This is a genomic window from Rhodococcus sp. NPDC019050, assembly GCF_055664235.1.
In genome coordinates this window covers 116157-139705 of sequence record NZ_JBVOON010000008.1, presented here as the reverse complement: position 1 = coordinate 139705, position 23549 = coordinate 116157, and the positions used below count along the sequence as shown (strand labels likewise).

Annotated in this window: 11 protein-coding genes; 3 read left to right on the top strand and 8 right to left on the bottom strand. The window is 68.4% G+C overall.

The features are described from left to right. Positions 1–61 precede the first annotated feature (61 nt). Genes AC0B44_RS11325 through AC0B44_RS11315 form a run of 3 tightly spaced genes read left to right on the top strand, consistent with a single transcriptional unit; the run spans position 62 to position 7402 of the window. Positions 62–3349 carry an arabinosyltransferase domain-containing protein gene (locus AC0B44_RS11325; RefSeq protein WP_471902972.1) on the top strand — a complete coding sequence of 1096 codons (3288 nt, stop codon included), beginning with the start codon at positions 62–64 and terminating at the stop codon, positions 3347–3349. A 44-nt stretch (positions 3350–3393) separates the two neighbouring features. After that, complete coding sequence (locus AC0B44_RS11320; protein ID WP_471902971.1) at positions 3394–6702, top strand: arabinosyltransferase domain-containing protein; 3309 nt, start codon at positions 3394–3396, stop codon at positions 6700–6702. Positions 6703–6760: 58 nt separating this feature from the next. After that, positions 6761–7402, top strand: a complete 642-nt coding sequence (locus AC0B44_RS11315) for a TetR/AcrR family transcriptional regulator (protein ID WP_471902970.1) — start codon at positions 6761–6763, stop codon at positions 7400–7402. A gap of 71 nt (positions 7403–7473) precedes the next feature. On the opposite strand, the gene AC0B44_RS11310 is transcribed toward AC0B44_RS11315, so the two are convergent. From AC0B44_RS11310 to AC0B44_RS11275, 8 genes are all read right to left on the bottom strand, one after another. Then, positions 7474–9018 (bottom strand): acyl-CoA carboxylase subunit beta, encoded by a 1545-nt coding sequence (locus tag AC0B44_RS11310; protein WP_471902969.1) that lies wholly within the window; start codon positions 9016–9018, stop codon positions 7474–7476. An 8-nt stretch (positions 9019–9026) separates the two neighbouring features. After that, complete coding sequence (pks13, locus tag AC0B44_RS11305) at positions 9027–13991, bottom strand: polyketide synthase Pks13 (RefSeq protein ID WP_471903013.1); 4965 nt, start codon at positions 13989–13991, stop codon at positions 9027–9029. A 51-nt stretch (positions 13992–14042) separates the two neighbouring features. Continuing rightward, on the bottom strand, positions 14043–15932 hold the full coding sequence (gene fadD32, locus AC0B44_RS11300; RefSeq protein WP_471902968.1) for a long-chain-fatty-acid--AMP ligase FadD32: 1890 nt from the start codon (positions 15930–15932) through the stop codon (positions 14043–14045). Between the two features lie 567 nt (positions 15933–16499). Continuing rightward, a complete protein-coding gene (locus tag AC0B44_RS11295) occupies positions 16500–17462 on the bottom strand; it encodes a cutinase family protein (RefSeq protein WP_471902967.1) in 963 nt (320 codons plus the stop codon). A gap of 14 nt (positions 17463–17476) precedes the next feature. Then, complete coding sequence (locus tag AC0B44_RS11290) at positions 17477–18022, bottom strand: DUF732 domain-containing protein (protein WP_471902966.1); 546 nt, start codon at positions 18020–18022, stop codon at positions 17477–17479. 132 nt (positions 18023–18154) lie between these two features. Beyond that, positions 18155–20119 carry an alpha/beta hydrolase-fold protein gene (locus tag AC0B44_RS11285; protein WP_471902965.1) on the bottom strand — a complete coding sequence of 655 codons (1965 nt, stop codon included), beginning with the start codon at positions 20117–20119 and terminating at the stop codon, positions 18155–18157. Positions 20120–20336: 217 nt separating this feature from the next. Further along, positions 20337–21347 carry an alpha/beta hydrolase gene (locus tag AC0B44_RS11280; RefSeq protein ID WP_471902964.1) on the bottom strand — a complete coding sequence of 337 codons (1011 nt, stop codon included), beginning with the start codon at positions 21345–21347 and terminating at the stop codon, positions 20337–20339. A 254-nt stretch (positions 21348–21601) separates the two neighbouring features. Next, positions 21602–23491 carry an arabinofuranosyltransferase AftB family protein gene (locus tag AC0B44_RS11275; RefSeq protein ID WP_471903012.1) on the bottom strand — a complete coding sequence of 630 codons (1890 nt, stop codon included), beginning with the start codon at positions 23489–23491 and terminating at the stop codon, positions 21602–21604. Between the last annotated feature and the right edge of the window lie 58 nt (positions 23492–23549).

The window sequence follows — 23549 nt, the reverse complement described above, 5'->3', positions numbered from 1 at the left end:
CCGAGGTGCTCGAGCGGTGTAACAGCGGGCGCCGGAGCCCTCTCGCCTAGCATCGAGCCTTGTGTCAGTCGATACCCGAGCGCCCGAAAACACACCTTCGCCCGATCCGACCTCGCGATTCCGCACCGCGCGCACGGTCGCCATCGTCACGGGTCTGCTCGCGTTCGTGTTGGCACTGAGCATCCCGTTCCTCCCCGTCCGGCAGGAGGCGACGAGCCTCGAGTGGCCGCAGAACGACTCGCTCGACAGCATCGAGGCACCGCTCGTCTCGTACACACCGCTCTCACTGCGGGTCAGTGTTCCGTGTTCCGCGGCGGCGCTGCTCGGGCCGGACGGGGGCACCCTCGTGTCCACCGTTCCCCCGAACGCACCCGACGCGACCGACACCGCGCTCGTCATCAGGGCCCTCCCCGGCACGGACGGCAACCCCGGTGCGATCGAAGCCGTGCTGCGCAACGAGGTCCTGGTATCGACACCGCTCGACGCGCCGTGCACCGCGGTCACGGTCGCGTCGAACGCCGAACTCACCGCCGCCGCGATCGTCAGCGCAGACCCTGCCGTCTCCGTGGAGGTCGCGGGCGATCTGCGCCCCCAGATGGTCGGCGTGTTCAGCGACCTGGCCGGATCCGCCACCGAACTCACCTCGGGTGAGAACGCCGAACGGCTGTCGGTGCGCGCGGACCTCGACACCCGGTTCACATCCACACCCACGCTGGTCAAACTCGCCGCGATGATCCTGTGCGCCCTGTCGACGATGGTCTCGCTCGTCGCGTTGCACCGCCTCGACAGCGCGGACCGGCGCCGCGCCCGCCGGTTCTTCCCGGCCCACTGGTGGCGATTCACGATCGCCGACGCCGTGGTCGTCGGCACCCTGCTGGTGTGGCACGTCGTCGGCGCCAACACCTCGGACGACGGATACATCCTCAACATGGCCCGCGTGTCGGGCGACGCCGGCTACATGGCCAACTACTACCGGTGGTTCGGTGTCCCCGAGGCGCCCTTCGGATGGTTCTACGACGTCCTCGTCCTCTTCTCCCAGGTCTCCACCGCCAGCGTCTGGATGCGTCTGCCCACGCTCGTCGCGGCGATCCTGTGCTGGATGGTCATCAGCCGTGAGGTCATCCCCCGGCTCGGCAACGCCGTCCGGCACAGCAAGGTGGCGTTGTGGACCGCCGGCCTGGTGTTCCTGGCGTTCTGGCTCCCCTACAACAACGGACTGCGCCCCGAACCGATCATCGCGGTCGGTGCGCTGCTGACGTGGTGCTCGATCGAGCGCGCCATCGCGACCGGCCGGATGCTTCCCGCCGCGGTCGCCGTGCTCATCGCGGCGTTCTCGCTCGCGGCCGGACCGACCGGCGTCATCTGCGTCGCCGCACTCCTCGCCGGTGCCCGTCCCCTGGTGAAGGCCGTGGTCGCACGACGCGATCTCGTCGGGTGGGCACCGCTCGCCCCGATCCTGGCGTCGGGCACGGTGGTTCTGATCGCGGTGTTCGCCGACCAGACCCTGGCCTCGGTGCTCGAGGCCACGCGGGTGCGTTCCGCCGTCGGCCCGAACGTGCCCTGGTTCGACGAGCGGTTGCGCTGGGACGCGCTGCTGACCGTCTCCCCCGACGGGTCGGTCGCCCGCCGCTTCGGCGTCTTCGTGATGCTGCTGTGCCTGGTCGTGTGCGTCATGCTGATTCTCCGCAAGGGCCGCATCCCCGGCACCGCCATCGGTCCCTCGCGACGCATCCTCGGCATCGTCTTCGCATCGCTGCTGCTCATGATGCTCACCCCGACCAAGTGGACCCACCACTTCGGCGTCTACGCCGGACTCGCGGGGTCGATCGCCGCACTGGCCGCCGTCGGGGTCGGCGCCGTCGGGATCCGTTCGGCCCGCAACCGGGCGCTGTTCACCGCGGGAGTGCTGTTCGTGCTCGCGATGGCCTTCACCGGATCCAACGGCTGGTGGTACGTCTCGAGCTTCGGCGTTCCCTGGTGGGACAAGCCGCCGTCGATCTCCGGGTACGCCTTCTCCACCGCGCTGCTCGGCCTGACCGTGGTCGCACTGATCGTCGCCGCCTGGTTCCACCTGCGCGAACCGTTCGTGCAGCCCCGGCCCGAGCGCAACGGACGGATGAAAGCACTCGCCTCGGCGCCGCTCACCCTCGTCGCGGCCGCAGTGGTGCTGTTCGAGGTCCTGTCGCTGGTCAAGGGTGCCGTGGCGCAGTACCCCGCGTACTCGATCGCGAAGTCCAACGCCGCAGCTCTCCGCGGCGACAGCTGCGGCCTGGCCAACGAGGTCCTCGTCGAAACCGATCCCAACGCGACGATGCTCTCGCCCCTCGAGGGTTCGGTCGCCGAGGCGCTCGGCGCCGGAATGTCGACGGGGTTCACGCCCGACGGCGTCGCGTTCGACCTGACCGCCGACGCCGAGACGTCCACGACGGGCGGCGCGAACACCGTCGACTCGGAGGTCGGTGGCACCACCACATCCACGGGCGCGGGCACCGGCGGTGGCCGCAGCGGGAACGAGGGCGTCAACGGCAGCACCGTGCGCCTGCCCTTCGGACTCGACCCGGCAACCACTCCGATCCTGGGCAGTTACCGGACCGGCGTACAGCAGGCCGCCGAACTCGAGTCCGGCTGGTACGCGCTTCCCGAGCGCAGCGACGACACCCCGCTGCTCGTCGTCACCGCCGCCGGCCGCGTGCACTATGTCGACCCGGACGGCGTGATCACCCCCGGACAGGATGTGCAGCTCGAGTTCGGTGTCACTTCGGGAAGCGAGGTGACGCCGGTGAGCCGGGTCTCCCCCATCGACATCGGCCCCTCGCCGTCGTGGCGCAACCTGCGTGTGCCCACCGACGCCGTCCCTGCCGACGCGAACGCCGTCCGCATCGTCATCGACGACGGCAACCTGGCACCGGACCAATGGGTCGCGGTCACCCCGCCGCGACTGCCGCGACTCGACACCCTCGACGAGGTCGTCGGATCGCAGGCACCGGTGTTGCTCGACTGGTCGGTCGGCCTGGCCTTCCCGTGCCAGCGGCCCCTCGGTCACCGCAACGGCATCGCCGAGGTCCCCGAGTTCCGCATCCTTCCCGACCGGGTGGGCGCGGACGCGACGAACGGCTGGCAGGACGACATCGGTGGTGGACCGCTCGGCTGGATTCCGCTGCTGCTGACCGCCGAGACTGTGCCGACCTACCTCGACCACGACTGGGATCGTGACTGGGGTTCGCTCGAGCGGTACCGGCCGATCGATCCCGCCGCGACCGGAGCCACCGTCGAAACCACGGAGGTCACGCGGTCCGGGCTGTGGACTCCGGGGCGTGTCCGTGACGGGGTTCCTGTCCTGCTGGAATGAGGGCGTGTCCCGTCACACATGGGCTGCCGATACCATCGGGACCCGTGCCCGACGACGTGACGACCGCCCCCGCTCCCAGCGAGACCCCGCTCAGGTCCGTCGGCGAGGATCTTCGTTCGCAGTACCGCACCGCGCGACTCGTCGCCGCTGTCGCCGGACTACTCGGCATCGTCCTTGCCGTCGCGACGCCGTTCCTGCCGGTCCGCGTCACCGAGGCGACGGCAACATGGCCGCAGAACGGTTCGGTCACCGACATCGAACTGCCGTTGATGTCGCAGGTGCCGTTGCGGTTCGAGGCGACGATCCCGTGTACGGCTGTCGGTGAGCTCCCGGAGTCGGGCGGCATGCTGCTCGCGACCGCACCCGCGAACGGGCAGGACGCGGCGCTCAACGCGATGTTCGTCCGTGTCGGCGACGAGAACGTCGACGTCCTCGATCGCAACGTCGTGGTCGTGACGGCACCGCGCGCCGAGGTCGAGTCCAGCGCGTGCGCCGAACTGCGCATCTACTCGGATGCGGACCGCACCACCGCCGAGTTCGTCGGACTCTCCGACGAGAACGGCCTCCCGCGTGCCGGAGAACTCGGCGGCGACCTGCGGCCGCTGGTCGTGGGCGTATTCAGTGACCTGACGACCGCGGTGCCCGGCCTCGAAGTGAACGTGGACGTGGATTCGCGCTTCACGTCGTCGCCCACCCTCGTCAAGTCGCTCGCGATGATCCTCGCGGTCCTGTCGACGGCACTCGCGCTCGCCGCGCTGGCGAAGCTGGACGGCACCGACGGACGCGGACACCGCCGGTTCCTGCCCGCCCGCTGGTGGAAGTTCAGCGGTGTCGACGTCGTGGTGATCGCCACGCTGATCGGCTGGCACTTCTTCGGCGCGAACACCTCCGACGACGGCTATCTCCTCTCGATGGCACGGGCGTCCGAGCACTCCGGGTACATGGCCAACTACTTCCGGTGGTTCGGCGTCCCCGAAGCGCCGTTCGGCTGGTACTACGACGTCCTGGCCGCGTTCGCGAAGATCTCCACGGCGAGCCCGTGGATGCGCCTGCCCGCGCTGATCGCCGCCATCCTCTGCTGGATGGTCATCAGCCGCGAGGTGGTGCCCCGGCTCGGACGCGCCGTCCGCGAGAACCGCATCGCCCTGTGGACCGGCGGCCTGGTGTTCCTCGCCTTCTGGCTCCCCTACAACAACGGCCTGCGCCCCGAACCGATCGTTGCCCTCGGTGCGCTGCTGACGTGGTGCTCCATCGAGCGCGCGATCGCCACCGGCCGGTTGCTGCCGGCCGCGACGGCCGTGATCATCGGCGCGTTCACCTTGGCAGCCGCCCCGACCGGCCTGATGTGTATCGCCGCGCTGATCGCGGGCCTGCGGCCCATGACGCGCATCGTCGTGCGCCGTCACCGCGAGGTCGGCACGCTGCCGCTGCTCGCTCCGATCGGCGCGGCGGGAGTGCTCGTCCTCGTCGTGGTGTTCTCGGACCAGACCCTGGCGGCGGTCCTCGAGGCCACCCGCGTGCGCACCATCATCGGCCCCAACGAGGAGTGGTGGAACGACTTCCTCCGCTACTACTACCTGATGGTGCAGACCGTCGACGGTTCGCTGGCCCGCCGGTTCGCGTTCCTCGTGATGCTGCTGTGCCTGTTCACGACGTTGCTCGTGCTGCTGCGCCGCCGGAAGATCCCCGGCATCGCGATGAGCCCGTCGTGGCGTCTGCTGGGCATCGTCTTCGGAACGATGTTCTTCATGATGTTCAACCCCACGAAGTGGACGCACCACTTCGGGGCATACGCGGGCATCGCCGGCTCGCTCGCCGCACTGACCGCGGTGCTCGTCTCCGCCAGTGCGCTGCGATCGCGGCGGAACCGCACGATCTTCCTGGCGGGTCTGCTCTTCGTCCTCGCCGTGTCGTTCGCCGGCATCAACGGCTGGTGGTACGTCTCGAGCTACGGCGTGCCGTGGTTCGACAAGACCGTCTCGTTGCAGGGCACCCAGTCCAGCTCGGTGTTCCTGATCCTCTTCGGCGCGGCGCTCGTCCTCGTCGCGTGGCAGTACCTGCGCGAAGGCTATGCGGAACCACCCGAGAAACCGACGACGCGGAAGGGCCGCCGTATCCGGATGTTCGCGGCCGCACCGCTCACGGTCGTCGCAGGGGTCATGGTTCTGTTCGAGGTGCTCTCACTCGTCAAGGGCGCCGTGGCGCAGTATCCGGCCTACTCGCTGGCGCGCTCCAACATCGGCGCCCTCGCGGGCGACACCTGCGGCCTCGCCGGTGACGTACTGGTCGAGATGGACCCCAACCAGGGCCGCCTCGAACCGATCGCCGACCCCGCGAACCCGCCGGCCGGTGGGGATCCGCTCGCCGGAGCCTCCCCGCGCGGATTCAGCCCCGACGGTGTCCCGTCCGACCTGACCGCCGACTACGTCGAGGTCAAACCCGGGCAGGGCAACACCGACAACCAGAGCGTCGGCCCGACGTTCGAGACCGGTTCCGGCGGCGGCACCACCGGCGGACGGGGTGCGCAGACCGTCAACGGCAGCACCGTGCGACTGCCGTTCGGGCTCGATCCGGCCGTCACCCCCGTGCTCGGCAGCTACCAGCAGGGCATTCAGGAACCGGCGAGCCTCACCTCGAGCTGGTACCAGTTGCCCGAACGCGCGGAGGAATCGCCGCTGATCGTGCTCTCCGCTGCCGGTCGCATCTGGTCGTACGACGACACGGGCGCCCTCAACTACGGACAGTCGCTGCTCGTCGAGTACGGCACGCGCCTGCCCGACGGGACCGTCGAAGCGAAGGGCACCTACCTGCCGCGGGACATCGGCCCGGCACCGTCGTGGCGGAACCTGCGGGTGCCGATCGCGGATCTGCCGGAGGACGCCGACGCGGTGCGGGTCGTCGCGAACGATCCCAACCTCACCGGTGACCAGTGGCTCGCCTTCACACCGCCGCGGGTGCCGGTGCTCGACACGCTGAACAACGTGATCGGATCGGAGCAACCCATCCTCCTGGACTGGGCTGTGGGCCTGCAGTTCCCGTGCCAGCGGCCGTTCGACCACTGGGCGGGTGTCGCCGAGATGCCGAACTACCGGATCCTGCCCGACCGTCCGCTTGCGGTGTCGTCGACGGACACCTGGCAGGCTGCCGACAACGGTGGCCCGCTGGGATTCACCGAGGTCCTTGCCCGGCCCGAACAGATCCCCACGTATCTGAAGAACGATTGGGCACGTGACTGGGGCTCGCTGGAACGGTACGTCCCGAACTACCCGGACGCGGTCCCCGCGGACATCACGACCACCGAAGTGAACCGTTCGGGGCTGTGGAAGCCTGCGTCGATGCGCGTGTACGAGTAGGCCCCCCGGCAGCGCGAGGCGTCCGGGAACTGTGGATGGGTGCACCTAGAATGCGGGAGTGACCATCGAGAACAGCCCGGACGCGTCGACGCTCTCGCCGCGAGCCACCCAGGCGGTCAGGCGAAGTCTGACACCGCGGCAGGAGGCTGCGAGCCGCGATGTGGACCGGCTCATCCGCGCCGGCCGCGAACTGCTGACGCAAGGCGCTCCCGCGCGCGTCGCGGACATCGTCACCGCTGCGGGACTGTCGAACGACGCGTTCTATCGGTACTTCCGCAGCAAGAGCGACTTCGTCGACGCCGTCGTCGAGGAGGGCAGTCAGCGACTGCTGAACTACCTGCGCCGGAAGATGGATGCGGCGGACAGCCCCGAGGGCGCTCTCCGGGCGGGCGTGGCAGCGGTGCTCAGCCAGGCGGTCGATCCCCGCATCGGCGCAGCGACCCGCAATGTCGTCGCGGCGGGAGGCGGTCGTCCCCACGCGCCGAAGGTGCGCGAGGATCTCGAGTTCGCCCTCGCCGACGTTCTCGCCGGACCGATCCGTGAACTGGGCTCGACCGATCCCGAACGGGATTCGCGCGCAACGTCGATCCTGTTGCTCGCGTCGATGGAACACCTGCTCTGGCGCGACACCTCGACCTTCGATGCCGACTCCGAGGTCGAGCACATCGTCGGTTACGTGCGCCGCGCGCTCGCGACCTAGCCGGCAGACACGGATGCCGTAGCAGGCTGCACGGAAGGGTGCGGCCGGCTACGGCATCGTCGTGTGGTCGGTCAGAGCGGCAGCAGGTGGTGCTTACGCGGGTTCTTGAACACGGTCTTGTCGCGCAACAGATTCAGCGCGCGCCGGATCTCGAGCCGCGTCGAAGCCGGGTCGATGACCGCGTCGATGTAACCGCGCTCGGCGGCGATGTACGGCGTCGCCACATGCTCGTTGTAGAAGTTGATGAGCTGCTGACGCACGGCGGGAGCGTTGTCGCCCGCGTCGGCGATCTGCTTGCGGCCGATGACGGCAACTGCCGACTCCGCACCCATCACGGCGATACGGGCCGTCGGCCACGCGAAGTTGATGTCGGCACCGAGCTGCTTGGAGCCCATCACCGCGTAACCGCCGCCGTACGACTTGCGCACCACGACAGTCACCTTCGGCACGGAGGCTTCCACGTACGAGAACAGGAACCGGCCGCCGCGCTTGATGACGCCGATCTTCTCCTGCTCCACACCGGGCAGGAAGCCGGGAGTGTCGACGACGAAGACCAGCGGGATGCTGTACGCGTCGCAGACCCGCACGAAGTGCGCGGCCTTGTCGGCAGCGGCCGCGTCGAGCGCACCGGACAGATGGAGCGGCTGGTTCGCGACGACACCGACCGGGCGTCCGTCCACGCGGGCGTACCCGGTGATGATGTTGTGCGCGGTCTGCGAACGAACCTCGAAGAAGTCGCCGTCGTCGAAGATCTTCAGCAGGATGTCGTGCATGTCGTAGCCGGAGTTGTCGGCGTCGGGCATGAACGTATCGAGTTCGAGATCGTCGGGCGTGATCTCCGGTTCGAGACCGGGATTGACGACCGGCGGCTTCTCCTGCGCGTTCGACGGCATGTAGCTCAGGTACTGGCGCACCCAGTCGAACGCGGCCTTCTCGTCGGGTGCGACGTGGTGCACGTTGCCGTATTCGGCTTGCTTACGGGCGCTTCCGAGTTCGTGGAGGCTGACGTCCTCACCGGTGACCGCCTTGATCACGTCCGGCCCGGTGACGAACATGTACGCCTCTTCGGTGGCGACCACGACGTCGGTGTTGATCGGCGCGTACACGGCGCCGCCGGCGCACTTGCCGACGATGACCGAGATCTGCGGGCACAGACCCGACAGCGGCTCGGTGCGCTTACCGATCTCGCCGTACCAGGCGAGGGAGGTGACGGCGTCCTGCACTCGGGCGCCACCGGAATCGTTGATGCCCACGACGGGGCAGCCGATCTTGAGGGCGTAGTCCAGGACCGCGGATACCTTGCGGCCGAACATCTCTCCGACGCTGCCGCCGAGAACCGTCTGGTCGTGCGAGAACACCGCAACCGGACGGCCTTCGACCGTGCCGTGCCCGACGACGACGGCATCGCCGTAGAAGGCGTCCGCACGTCCGGGCGTCTTCATCAGCGCGCCGATCTCGACGAAGCTGCCCTTGTCGAGGAGCATGTCGATGCGCTCGCGCGCACTCGGAATGCCCTTCTTCGCGCGCTTGGCGATTGCGATCTCGCCTGCCGGTTCCTGCGCGATCTCCAGTTTCTGGCGCAGCTCGGCCAGCTTTTCTGCCGTGGTGGTGGTCACTACTTGGTTCAGCTCCTCGAGGCCTCGATGGCGGCCAGCTTACGGGTGAGGTCTGCCCCCACCTTCGCGATGTACGGCTCGTCGACAACCTGCAGGTGATCGCCACCCACAGGCACGATCTCCAGGTTCGCGACGACGTCACCCCAGCCGCCGTCGGGCTGCCGGGTCCCGAACGCCGGCTCGAGATCGATCGCGTCGTCGTGGTAGCGGTCGGCCATGTAGAGAACGACATCGCCGTCGTAGGTTTCCAGCTCGGCGGTCTGGATCGCGCGGTTGTCCAGCCACGAGGTGCGCTGGTGCTCGATGATCCCGCCGGGGATCTCGACACCGCTCATCTCGAGCAGACCCATGAGGATTCCGATCTGGTCCTCGTCGCTCTCGGCCTCCGCCAGAAGGTCGAACGGCAGCGGTGCGTCGATGCCGTACGTCTTCTTCGCGAACCGCGCGTAGCGCTGCCAGCGCTTCCGGATCTCCTCGGGCGTGTTCTCGACCTTCTCGCCCGCCATGACGGTGTCGATCAGTCCGACGACACGCACGTCCTTGCCGCGCTCGCGGAGCAGGCGCGCCACCGCGTAGGCGAGGACACCTCCGAGCGACCAGCCGTAGAGCACGTACGGGCCGTCGCCCTGGATCTCCTCGATGAGCGGCAGGTAGACCTTCGCGCGCTCCTCGATCGGTCCCTCGGTGCGCTCGAAGCCGTACATCGGCGTGTCGGCGGGAAGCCGCTTGAGCAAAGGTTCGTACGCCACCGTCGAGCCACCCGCGGGGTGGAAGACGAAGACCGGCACCGCATCCGAACCCTCGGGGCGCGGCCGCAGAGCACGCACGAGCCCGTCGATCCGGTCGGAGGATTCGAGGTAACCGCGAACGACGTCCGCGAGCTTCTCGATCGTGGCAGCGCCGCGTACGTCCTCGACGGTGATGGTGCCGCCGGAACGCTCCGTCAGACGGGCCGCCAGCTTCTCGGCCTTCTCGTCGTCGAGCACGGGAAGCGTGTTGAAGATGCTCTTCGCGGACCGGCCGGTCACGACCGCCCACGACGCGAACGTCAGCCGTTCCGCAGCGTCACGAGGAGGTACGTCGACACCGCCGTCGTCCGTCGTTTCCACTGACGCCGGCTCGGCGGCAGAAGGAACGGTCTCCGGCTCGGCAGGTGCTGCGTCCTCCAGGATCTGCTCGGCTTCGGCGACGACAGTCGTGTCCTCCACCGAAGTCGGTGCCTGGTCGCTGTCGGCGGCCGCGTCTTCCGCGGCCTCCGCCGCGCGCTCGGCAGCCTTGTCCGCCGCCTGCTGCTCGGCGAGTGCCGCAACCTCTTCGCGGTTCTCGACCGCGTACCGCAGATACTTCGCGACGTCGCGCAGGCTGGCGTCCTTGACCGCGGAGATCTGGAGTTGCGGAATGTCGAACTCGTACTCCACGCGGTTCTTGATGCGGACCGCCATGAGCGAATCCAGGCCCAGCTCGATCAGCGGGATCTCCACCGGCAGGTCCTCGGGGGCGTACCCCATCGACTCCGCGACGATCAACGCGAGCCGTTCCTCGAGGGTCTGCGAGCCGGCCGGATCCCACTTGTCGCCGGCGGTGTCGACGGCTTCGGTGGTGTCCTCGTCCGTACGGGTCGCCGCGACGGGCGCGACAACGGGTGCGGACAACGCGGCACCGGAGGTGACGACACCCTCGTGGACGAGCGTGAACCCGTCGTCGTCGAGCGCGTGCACCTGGAGCGACGCACCCCCGGGATGACGGGTGAGCGTGGTGGTGAGCGTGCCGGTCGCGGGAACCGCTGTGTGCGGCATCGACGCGGTGAGCGTGACCTCCGAAAGCACCTGCGAGGCCGCAGCTACCACCAGCGCGGCGGGATCGGTGACTGCCGAAGCCTGCACCTCCCACACGTGCCGGCCGTCGGGAAGGGCGACGTGCGCACCGGGGACCCGGCTGTTGCCGGCGGAACCGATGCGGGCCTCGACCCAGTACGGCTTGCGCAGGAACGCGGTGCGCGGGATGTCGGCGAAACGGCCCTCGGGCAGCACGCTGCCCAGGTCCACGGAGTGCCCGTGCACATACAACTGCGCGAGGGCGAGGAGCACGCCCAGCGACTCATCTTCCTTGCGCTTGAGCGTCTGGATGAACTGGCCGTCCTGCACGCCTGCGTCGAACGCGGTCGACGCGACCGACATGAGGGTTGCCGGATTGGCGTTGAGTTCGACGAAGGTGGTGTGCCCGTCGGACAGTGCCTGTCGCACCGCCTGCGTGAAGTACACGCTGTGGCGCATTCCCTTGGTCCAGTAGTCGACGCCGTGGATGCCGTCGTGTCCCGGCCGGTAGAGCGTCTCCTGGTCGACCGAGGAGTACACGGCGACCTTCAGCTTGTGCGGCTCGATGCCGGCGAGTTCGGCTGCGAGCTCACCGAGAATCGGGTCGACCTGCGAGGTGTGGCTGGCGCCCTTGGTCTGCAACACCCGAGCGAACTTCTCTTCGGCCTCGGCCCGCGCGACGATCGCGTTGACCTCGTCCTGCGGGCCACCGATGACCGTGTGCGTCGGCGCGGCGTACACGCACACCTCGAGGTGCGGGAAGTCCGGAAGCACCGAGGTGATCTCGTCGGCGCTGTATTCGACCAGCGCCATGAGACGGATGTCGTCGCCCTGGAGCTGACCTTCCGCTTCACCCATCAGCCGCGAGCGGGCACAGATGACGCGGACGGCGTCCTCGAGCGACAGGCCGCCCGAGATGTATGCGCCGGCGGCCTCACCCATCGAGTGCCCGACGATCGCGGCGGGCTCGGCACCGTGATGGCGTAGGACCGCCGCGAGGCCGATCTGGATCGTGAAGATGCCGACCTGCGCGGTCTCGACGTCGTAGTCCTGGCTGTCGTCGAGGAACTTCTCTTTCATCGAGTAACCGGACTCGTCGACGATCAGCTCGTCGACCTCGTCGACAGCGCGCGCGAACACGGGGTTCTCGAGGTACAGCTGCTTGGCCATCTTGCGGTGCTGGGCACCGAACCCGGAGAGCACCCAGACCGGTCCGCCGGAGGCCGGCGCGTCGGCGGTGAACACGCCCTGGGCCGGCTTGCCGGCGGCGACGGCCCGAAGACCGGCGATGGCTTCGGCACGGTCGGCGGCGACCACGACTGCGCGGGACCGGCCGTGGTTGCGGCGCGCGAGCGTGCGGGCGACGTCGGCGAGCGGCGTCGTGCTGCCCTTCTCGGTCTCGAGCCAGTCCGCGAGGTCGGCGGCGGCACGGCGGCGACGCGACGGCATCGGAGCGGACACCGCGAGAACCACCGGCATTTCACGCGCGGGTTCGGTGGAGGTCTCCACTGCCTCGGCTGCCTCGGGGACGACGTCGGCGACGATCTCGACCTCGGCCTCGGCTGCTTCCTGCCCCTCGGGGCCGGTGTATTCGTGCACGACGACGTGCGCGTTGGTGCCACCGAAGCCGAAGCCGGAGATTCCCGCGACCGCGCGACCGGTGTAGCGGGGCCACTTGGCACCGTCGGGGATTACCTGCAGATGCGCCTTGTCGAAGGGGATGTACGGGTTGGGCGCGGTGTAGTTGAGGGTCGGAGGAAGCGCATCCTCCTGCATCGCCAGGACGACCTTGATCAGTCCCGCAGCACCGGCGGCCGACTCGAGGTGACCGAAGTTGGTCTTCGCCGAACCGAGCAGCACCGGCTTGTCGGCCTCGCGGCCGCGGCCGACGACCCGTCCGAGCGCGTCGGCCTCGATCGGATCACCGAGCACCGTGCCGGTGCCGTGCGCCTCGATGTAGTCGACACCGGACGGCAGGATCTGCGCATCGCGGTAGGCGCGGCGCAACACGTCGACCTGCGCCTCGGGGTTCGGGGCGGCCAGACCGTTGGAGCGGCCGTCCTGGTTGACGGCGGTACCGGCGATGACGGCGAGGATGTTGTCGCCGTCGCGCTCGGCGTCCTCGAGGCGCTTGAGCACGACGAGACCGCCACCCTCGGCACGGATCATGCCGTCGGCGTCGGCGGAGAAAGCCTTGATGCGGCCGTCGGGAGCCATCACGCCGAGTTCGTCGAAGCCGAGAGTTCCGGCGGGCGCGAGCAGCATGTTGACGCCACCGGCCAGCGCGACATCGGCCTCACCGCCGCGCAGCGCACGAACCGCCTGGTGCACCGCCACCAGCGAGGACGAGCACGCCGTGTCGAGAGTGACCGAGGGGCCGTGGAAATCGTAGAAGTAGGAGACACGGTTGGCGATGACCGCGGACGACGTGCCGGTCAGCGCATACGGGTGCGCCACCGACGGGTCGACGGAGGCGAGCAGCATGTAGTCGCTCGCGGAACTGCCGATGAAGACACCGACGGAGCCGCCCTTGAGGTCGCTCGGCGGGATGTGCGCGTGCTCGAGCGCCTCCCAGGTCAGTTCGAGCGCGAGACGCTGCTGCGGGTCGACCATCTCGACCTCGCGCGGCGACATCGCGAAGAACTCGGCGTCGAAGCCCTTGACGTCGTCGAGGTAACCGCCGCGGGTGTTGGCCTTGCGGATCGACTCGCGCACCGCCGGGTCGCCCTCGAACTCGGACCAGCGGCCCTCGGGGAGATCGCTGATGGCGTCGCGGCCGGACGCGAGGAGATCCCACATCTGTTCGGGAGTCTCGATGTGGCCCGGGAAACGCGTCGACAGGCCGACGATCGCGATGTCCTTGGACGCACCGGACGGTCGCGTCGAATACGTCGCGGCATCGTCGTCGTCCTCCGGACGCTCCGGCTCACCCTCGATGATCCGGGTAGCCAGCGACGCGATGGTCGGATGCTGGTACGCGATCGTCGCGTTCAGGGTGACATCGAGGAGGTCCTCGATCTCACCGCTCAGGGCCACGGCGTCGCGGGACGACAAACCGAACTCTTCGAGCGGACGATCATCGGTGATCTGCGAGACCGGCTGGCCGGTCGTGTTCGCAATCCAATTCCGGAGCCAATCACGCAGTTCCGCAACGGTCATTTCCATGTCAGCCATCAACCCACCACGCTACCCGGGAACGAGAACATCTCTTCACACGCTGTCGGGGAACGCCTGCTGCTGGTACCCACCACGCAGCGTTCCCTCGATGTAGGCGGCCTTGCAGGCCCGCCGTGCGATCTTTCCGCTGGACGTACGGGGAATCGACCCCGCGGGCACGAGCAGCACGTCGCGCGCGGTCACACCGTGACGTGCCGAAATGGCGGCGCGCACCGCATCGGCGACCGGCTGCGGATCTGCCTTGCCGGCACCGGGTGCGCGCTCGGCGACCACCACGAGTTGCTCCGCCGAGTCGTCGGCGTCGAATTCGAGACCCGACGCGGAGTTCTCGAACACGACCTTCGGAAGCTGGTTCGCGGGAACCGCGAACGCCGCCACGAATCCGGGGCGCAGCGCAGGGCTGGCCTCCTGGGCCGAGTACTCGAGGTCCTGCGGGTAATGGTTGCGGCCGTCGACGATCACGAGGTCCTTGACGCGACCGGTGATGTACAGCTCGCCGTCGATGTACACGCCGTAGTCACCCGTGCGGAGCCACTTCGCGTCGTCGGGCGTGCCGTCGGCATGGCTGCCCTCGGGGAGCCGCTGCGTGATCTTGTTGTGGAACGTCTCGTCGGTTTCGGTCTTGCGACCCCAGTAACCGATGCCGATGTTGTCGCCGCGCAGCCAGATCTCGCCGACGTGCTCGTCGGGGACCTCCGCGCCGGTTTCGGCGTCGACGATCGCAGCCCACTGGCTGATCGACACGAAACCACACGACACCTGCGGGATCGCGTTCTCGGCGTCCCGATCGACGCGCACGACCCGTCCGGCGTTGAGTTCGTCGCGGTCGACGTAGATGACCTTCGCTTCGTCGCTGTGCTTGGTCGACGAGACGAACAGGGTGGCCTCGGCCATGCCGTACGACGGCTTGATCGCCGTCTTGGGCAGTCCGTACGGCGCGAACGCCTCGTTGAACTTGCGCATCGACGACGTGGTCACCGGCTCGCTGCCGTTGATCAGGCCGATGACGTTGCTCAGGTCGAGGGTTTCGCCGTCCTTGGGCAGGCCGCGCGCGGCGGCGTGCTCGAAGGCGAAGTTGGGCGCGGCGGCGAACGTGCCGGCACCGTCGGAGACGGCGGCGAGTTCGCGGATCCAGCGACCGGGACGTGCGACGAACGCACGCGGGCTCATGATGGTGATGTACTTTCCGCCGATCGCGGGCAGGATCACCGTGAGCAGTCCCATGTCGTGGAACAGCGGCAGCCAGGTCACTCCCCGCGAGGTCTCGTTGAGCTCGATCGAGTCGGCCATCTGGATGACGTTGGTGAGCACCGAACGGTGGGTGATCTCCACACCGGCGGGCACACGGGTCGAACCGGACGTGTACTGCAGGTAGGCGATGTCGTCGGTGGAGACCGCCGGACGGGTCCACGAGTCCGCGAGGGTGTCGGGGATGGCGTCGACGGCGATCACGCGGGGACGCTCCGCGGCGGGCAGCGGCCGGAAGAACTGGCGGACGCCTGCGGCCGACGAGGTGGCGGTGAGGATGGCGCTCGGGGTGCAGTCGCCGAGAACGGCGTGCAGACGGTCGGTGTGGCCGGGCTCGTCCGGGTCGAACAGCGGTACGGCGATGACCCCGGCGTAGATCGCGGCGAAGAAGGACACGACGTAGTCGAGCCCCTGTGGGGCGAGGATCGCGACGCGGTCACCCGGATCGGTGACCTGCTGCAGCCGCGCGGCAATGGCCTTGAGGCGGAGGCCGAACTGATCCCACGTCAGTTCGTGGACCTCGCCGTCCCGTTCCCGTGAGTAGTCGATGTAGCGGTAAGCCGTCTCATCGCCGTTGGAAGCCACATTCTGCTCGAGGTGATCGAGCAGCGTGTTCCCCTCCGGCAACGTGATGCGGCCGTTTTCATCGATGAACTCTTCGAACCCGACGCTCAATTCCTTCTCCCTGTCGAAGCGATCCCACAACCACTCGACATGGTTGCGCCCCTAACTGTTGCTTGCGCTGCCAGACCACCACCACGAACCTCGGGAACGGCGTCTGCGTGCGACCCAACGAACGTGTTCATCGGTCCGAGATCACGGATATGTTACAGATCGGCATCGTTCGCCCACCCTGCGAATACCGAAACCGACGGGACCAGTGCTTCCGCCTTGTCGGGGAAGTCACCAACATACGACATCGTCGACCCGCCGCGCACATCCCACAGCCGGTGGGACTCATGTTCCCATGCCCCGGTTCGGACGACGGTGCAATTCCCGCATCCGTGGCGTGCCCGGGAAACCGAGGTAGCCGGTCCGGGAACGGCCTGTCACGGCGCGGGCTGTTGCCGCTCCGTCGCTGGCACCCATCGGACCTCTTCCCCCTGTGGCAGTCGTTGTCGTTCGCCACGCACCCGGACCGGCCGGGCGTGCTGGCGCGGGATGAGTCTAGAGCCCACCGGACATACGACCGCACCGGGTGGTGACGACCGACACGACCGGACAGGAACCCTCGAGGAAACCTCACTCCTCGGCGGGGTGCGGCGCCGCCTCGATCAGGTCCGTTGCCCACGACGTGATCCACTGCGGCGCAGTCGTCCCGTTCTCGTCGACGACATAGCTGTTGTACTGCGCATGGATCGGGTTGTTGACGTACTCCAGGATCCGCGGGGCGGCAGTCGCCCAGTTCGACGGATTGAACGCATTCGCGGGAGCGTCGCAGATGCTGTCGGTCGGTGCACAGATCTGGAACGTGCGGTCGTCGAGCGCGCCGAACCCGCCCGGCCGCGCGCCCGTCATCGTGATGCCCGGCAGTCGCAAACCGTCGAGCGACAGTTCCGCACCCACTCCGGCGACAGGCGCGCCGACATCGGTTCCCGACGCGCCGTCGCGACGGCCGTCCGCGATCAGCGCGACCCCCAGGACACGATCGGCGGGCACCGGTCCGTTGCCCGCACCGATCTGGGACGCGACGTCACCGACGATCACCGCACCCTGCGAGAAGCCCGTGAGGACGTAGTTCGTCAACGGGCATTCGGCGAAGCGCTGCGCCAGGATGTCGGTGGTCGCCGCGGTACCCGCACCGCGACTGTTGTTGTAGGACTGCTGACCGTCCGGCGGGATCGCGATCGGGTTCGAGAACTGGGCGACGTACGGGACGGTGTAGACGTCCGCGCGTTGCGGGTCGAACCGTTCCTGCAGCGGACGCGTGACGTTGAGCATCAGCGACATCGGATTGGCGGACGGGTTGTAGGGATCGTCGCCGATCGCGGATTCCCACGTCCCCGGCACGGTGACGACCTGCACGTCCGGGCACGAGGCCGGTTGCGACTGCGTTTCGTCGGTACCCGGGGGCGTGGGGGTCGGACCGGGAAGGTCCAGGCGCCCCGCGAGCAGGTACCAGAGCACCAGCACGACGGCCAGGAGGAGCAGTGCCCCCAGGACCACGATCTTGCGCCCACTACGGCGCTGCTTCGTCCTGACCATCGTGCCCGAGCCTCCTAGCTGCAGTACGTATCGCCCGCGACGGCGATGTAGGTGTCCGCCGTGGCCGCGGCCTGTTCCTCGGTGATCTCCCCGCCGGAGGTGACCGATTCGCTGCCGACCAGAGCGGTGACGAAGGTCTTGACCTCGGACGGCGTGCCGCCCTGCGACTGAGCACTGCAGATGTAGTCCGCGATGCTGAGCGCGGCGGCCTCGTCGGAGGGCTCGACGCCCTCGGCGCGCAGCGCGGCGAGGAATTCGTCGCCTTCCGCACTCGGCGCGGCCGCTCCGCCACCGGGTGCCGGTTCCCCGGCGGCCGGCGGCGCGGACTGCTCGTCACCGGGGGTGGAATCGCCGGTGGTTTCCCCAGCGGTGGTGGGATCCGCCTCGTCGGTCGCGGACACCGTGCTCGTGGACGTGGTCACGCTCGTCGTCGTCGTGGTCGGTGTGCTCGTTGCGGTGGAGTCGTCGCTTCCGCAGGCGGACAGAACTGCGGTGGCGGCCATGGCCGCGGCGAGTGCGCCGAAGACGCGGGTGGAGCGCGAGCGGGTCCGTGCAGGCATTGGGTGGTGTCCTCACATCCGGTATCGAGCAGAACTGGAACAGGGTGCGCCCCAGGCTACATAGCGCACGCGCGGCCGTGCGGAGCACCTCGCCCCGCCGGCCGCGCGTGCGGCAGTAACCCTCGGATCCGGTTACGGGAACATCGTGACCTCGTCGCCGTCGACGACGACGGAACCGTTCTGGAAATTCTGCTGGATGCCGCGTCCGCCCTCGGCCGGGAACTCCTCGCCGATCGGGTAACCGAAGCGGCCGTTCTCGGCGCCCTCCGCATCCCAGGCTTCGAGCACCTTGCCGCGCACCGGCCAGGCACCGGTCGGTTCGCTCCAGTAGATACGGCCGTTCTGGAAGTTGGCGACCCGGCCGTTGTCCTTGACGATCTGTTCGCTCGAGGTCGGGTACCCCAGGATTCCGCCCTCGTAGCCGAGCCGGCTGTAGCGGTCCATGATCATGCCCTGCACCGCGTGCGCGCCGGTCTGCTCCGACCAGTACATCGCCCCGATCTCGAAGCCCTGCACGACACCTCGGCCGTCGGGGGTGCGCGCCTCGTCGAGCACGGGGTAACCGAGAGGTCCTCCCTCCCAGCCCTGCCTCTTCCACTCCTCGAAGATCGCGCCGCGCACGGGGCGGGCACCGTGTTCGGGGGTCCAGTAGATCGCGCCGTTGCGGAAGTGGTTGTACCGTCCGCGGCCGTCGGCGGTGCCGCGTTCCTCGGTCGTCGGGTAACCGAGCGCACCGGCCGGTCCGCCGTTGCCCTGGTAGACACCGCCGATCGCGCCGGCGACCGGGACGGTGACGCCCTCGGAGGAGAAGACGCGCCCGAAGCGGAAGTCCTGCACGGTGCCCCCGGCAACCGGGTATTCGGCGGTGAGGCAATCGCCCAGCCACGGACCCGCAGCAGCGACCTCCGCGACGGCACCGGCCGGTGCACACGCGGGCTTCTCCACCTCGACGCCGAGCGTGTTGGCGAGTTGCGGCCACAACTGGTGCAGTTCGAACTCCCAGTACTTCCACGTGTGCGTGCCCGACGGGCGGTAGACGATCTGCGCCGGGATGCCGGACTTCTTCAGCTTCGTGGCGAACGACTGCGACGTCAGCCGCGACAAGATCTCGAGGCCCATGCCGGCGTAATTGGTGCTCACGCCGGGGACGCTCGACGGGTCGTCGTACGGTCCGGCGCTGCCGCTTCCGCTCGACACGTACAGGCTCACCCCGCGCAGTTTGTCCGCGAGGAGATACGGATCGTGTGCCTGCCAGCCCTCACCGCCGGGCTCACCCCACATCGCTTCCGAATCGAACCCGCCCGCATCCTGCATGGCGTATTTGATCGCCTCGGGCATGCCGAGTGTCGTGGTGGTGAGGATGCCGGAGAGCGACGCCGCGAACTGGGCGAATCCGGGGTTACGGGCCGGCAGGAACATCGCGGCCGTCCCACCCATGGACAGGCCGACGACGCCGCGCTTGTCGGTGGTGCGCCAGTCCTTCTCGAGAAGCGGCGGGAGTTCCTTCGTCAGGAACGTCTCCCACTTGTAGTTCTGCCCGTTGTTCTGGTCCACCCAGTCGGAGTAGAAACTCGACTGTCCGCCGACCGGCAGGACGACGTTGACGTTCTTGTCCGCGAAGAATGCCTCGGCGTCGGTCTCGAGGGTCCAGCCGCTCTGGTCGTCGCGGGCGCGCATACCGTCGAGCATGAACACCGACGGGAACCGCTTGTCGGGTGCGATGTTCCAGTCGCGGGCGAGGAGCATCTGCACCTGGATGGGCGTACCCATCGCCGGGGAGTCGACCCACAGCGCCACGCGGCGATCCGTGAGCCAGTCCACCGCGCGCACCGTCGCACCCGACTGGGCCTGACCGGCGGGATCGGTTTGTGTGGCGAGCGGTTCCGCGGCGGCGACCGAAACCATGGTCGTCCCGGCAGCGAGCGGTGCCACGAGCGCGGCTGCGAGCAGACCGAGTGCGCGCCGCTTCCCGCGTCCCACGGAACGTGTGCTGCTGCCCTCGGATCGTGCGCTGCCCTCACGTCGTGCACTGTCCTCGCGTCGTGCGCTACCGCCCGATCTTCTCCGGTGACCGCCAAGCTCGGTTCGCATCTGCATCGCTCGCTTCCTGCGTTGCCGGGGCGCCCGTTCACGGGCGCTGCTGTGCCGGATGTCCCCCGTCCCGAATCTTGTTTGTACACGTAAACGAGTCGATCACGGGGGTGCCGCGCAGTGACTGATGGGAAGATTGTTACAGAAAACGCAGCACCGCCCACCACCTTTCGGTGGTGGGCGGTGCTGTGAGAAGCAGTGCTACCGGATCTCTACCGGGGGATCAGAAGGCGTTGAGCGCCTCGAGGATCTGCGGGCGAGCCTTCCACAGCTCGTCCTCCCAGTACTTCCACGCGTGGGTGCCACGCGCCGGGAACTCGAAGGTAGCGGGGATACCGAGCGCAGCCAGCTTGACCTGGAAGGCGCGGGTCTGGACCAGCGAGAGTGCCTCGAGGCCCATGGCGTTCGCCGTGTTGTAGAAGCCGGCGAAGCCTTCCGGGTTGTCGTGCTGGCCGGGCAGGCCGCTCGCCGCCGAGATGTAGAGGGACAGGCCCTCGAGCTTGGGGGCGAACACGAACGGGTCGTTGCGCAGCCACGACGGGCTCCACGGCGGGCCCCACATCGCGTCGACGTTGAAGCGTCCGGCGTCGAGCATCGCGATACGGATGGCCTCACGCATGCCGGGAGCCGACAGGTTCAGGTAGCCGGAGAGCGACGACGCGAACTTGAACTGGTCGCGGTGGTAGGCAGCCAGCGTCAGAGCGGCGGAGCCACCCATCGAGAGGCCGAGGATGCCGTTGTTGCTACGCGACACGCCACGGGTGGCGAGGTAGTCGGGCAGCTGCTGGGTCAGGAACGTCTCCCACTTGTAGGTGATGTCCTGGCTGTTCAGATTGCTGGGCGAGTACCAGTCGGTGTAGAAGCTCGCCTGGCCGCCGACCGGCATGACCAAGCTGACGTTGTCGTTGGAGAACTGCTGGAGAGCGTTCGTCTCGAACGTCCACGCGTTGGCGTCGTCGCGGGCGCGCAGTCCGTCGAGCATGTAGAGCGCTGCGTCACCGCCGCGCGCAGCCCACTGGATCTGGACCTTGATCGGGCCCATGTCGGAATCGACGAAAACTTCTTCGAATCCGCCGGCCGGTGCACGGTGCGAGACCGGTGCACTCTGGGCCGGTGCGGCGACAGCCGCGGAGGTTCCGGCAACACCGGCGGCAACGGGCAATACCAGCGCCACGGCGGCGGTGCCGAGCAGGCGCCGACGAAGGCCCTGCGACAACCTGGGGACAAAACGCATGAACAATGCTCACTTTCTCGATCGGCGGCGTCCGCGTTCGCGTCCCCCGTGAATACCCGGCGTTCGACGACCGGCGGGCGGTCGCCACAAGTCACACTGCGGTCAAGACTGTAAAGGACGGCGTGATCTCTGACAAACCCTGATTTCGGAGGTCCTGGGCTTGCGTCGACCGCCGTCTCAGGCGACCGATATCGCCGTTATCCGACCGTAATCTGCCGTGATACTAGCGAGACCTCGGATCCAAGCCAACTCGGTCACCCACCCGGGGTCGGCATCGGCAGATCGCACCGCTGGATTTCGTACTCCGGCACCCGATCGATCCGGTAGCCCGCGTACTCGAATGCGTTCCGCAGATTCCGCTTGAACAGCGGCCAGGTCAGTTCGGCACCGGACGAGTCCAGCAACTCCCGCGTCTCGGGGCAGGTGAGCGCGAGCTTGGCGTTCGCCACCCACTCCTCGTCGAGATAACCGGGCAACCAGGGATACACGTCGACCATCCCCGATTCGGCGACGACCCAGTCCGGATACAGGATCTTGTCGTGCCCGATCCGGCCGTCCTCAAGGCGCTCGGTGTGCGCGGCGAGCGGATAGGCCAGCCCCATCTGGTCGACGACCCGGACGTCGAGCCCGACATTCATGCTCGTCATGCCCAGATTGAGGAAGAAGACCGTGTGCCCCGCTCCGCCCGGCGGAATGGGTTCCGGAGGCGGGACGACGTCCCACGCGTCGTACGACGGTGTGGGCAGCAGGAGGCCGCCGTTCGGCGTATCCGCGATCGTCGAGACCATCGCGCGCATCCGCGGGTAGTCGAGGTAGTCCTCGGCCCGGATCGGGTGGAGATGCCCGGTGTTGAGGGAGTAGAACGCCCGCTCGTCGACGATGCCCGACCGGCCGACGACCGCGCCCTCCGGCATGCCCGTCGTATTCGACGCGAACAACGCCCACACGACCGTGCCGACCCACAGCACCGCGACAGCGCCGGCGACGCGGGTCCGGCGGGTGTTTCCGAGTGCGGACCGATCGGGAACCTGCAGCGGGATCACCGCTACCGGCAGCAACAGGCAGAACAGAGGCGGGAGCAGCACCCGGCCGTGCATGAAGTCGCCGCCCACGCGCAGTGAATACAGCATGAGCAGGACACCGCACACGACCACCAGCACCACCACGGCCGTGGGCGTGCGCAGTGCGCGTTGTCCCGTCGTGAGCAGGGTCCGCACGTCGGTTCCCTTCGCCGGGAACCTCTCGCGGATACCGGTGACGCGACCGGTGGACAGCACCACAACGACGGCCGCCACCACGAGGAACAACAGCGGCAGCCAGAGCAGGTACGGCAGCACCAGGTTGCCGAGATAGTCGAAGCCCTGCGACCACTTCGCACCACCGGCGTCCTTCGACACTGCGGTGTTCGGGTACGGCAGGCCGTAGTAACCCATTCGCCAGATCTGGTAGAGCACCGGCACCGAACCGGCGACCGCAACCATCGCGACGCGCACGCGCCAGGTCAGCCCTTCGGCGAGGAACAGCAGAGCGAGCGTGAGGCCCGCGACGATGGCCAGTTCGGGACGCACCAGAGGGCCGAGTCCGGCAACGAAGGCGGTCGTCAGGATCCCCGCGGTGCCGGGCAGCGCACGCTCACCGGCGGGGTCGGGTGTCGCCCACCGGACCATGAGCAACCACACCAGCGCGAGCCAGCAGATCACCAGGCACGTTTCGAGTCCGGACGTCGCGAAGTCGCGGGCGGGAGGCACCGCGATGTAGACGAGCACACCGGCGGGCAGCAGCAGGACCGTGCCCGTCGCCGCGCGCAGACGCCACCGGTACAACCGCGCCGCACCGAGCATGGCCAGGACGACGGCGGTCGTCGACAGGACGAGCGCGAGGCCGAGTACGACGTACTCGAGGCGGATGCCGGTGAGCCATCCGGCGCCGTAGACGATGTAGGTCCAGGCCGTGGAGGTGTTGGCTTCGACGCGTTCACCCACGTTGAAGACCGGGCCGTTTCCGGCCAGCAGGTTCCGGACCGTGCGCAGGACGATCAACCCGTCGTCGGCGATCCACCGGCGGTCCCACGCGCCCCAGAACGTCAGGAGTGCCGAGAGGACCACTCCCCCGGCGAACACTCCGCGTGCGACACCGCGAGACAGGCCGGGTCGGTGGATGTCCGCTCGGCCTGCCGCGTTGTCGTCGACGTCGTTCACGACG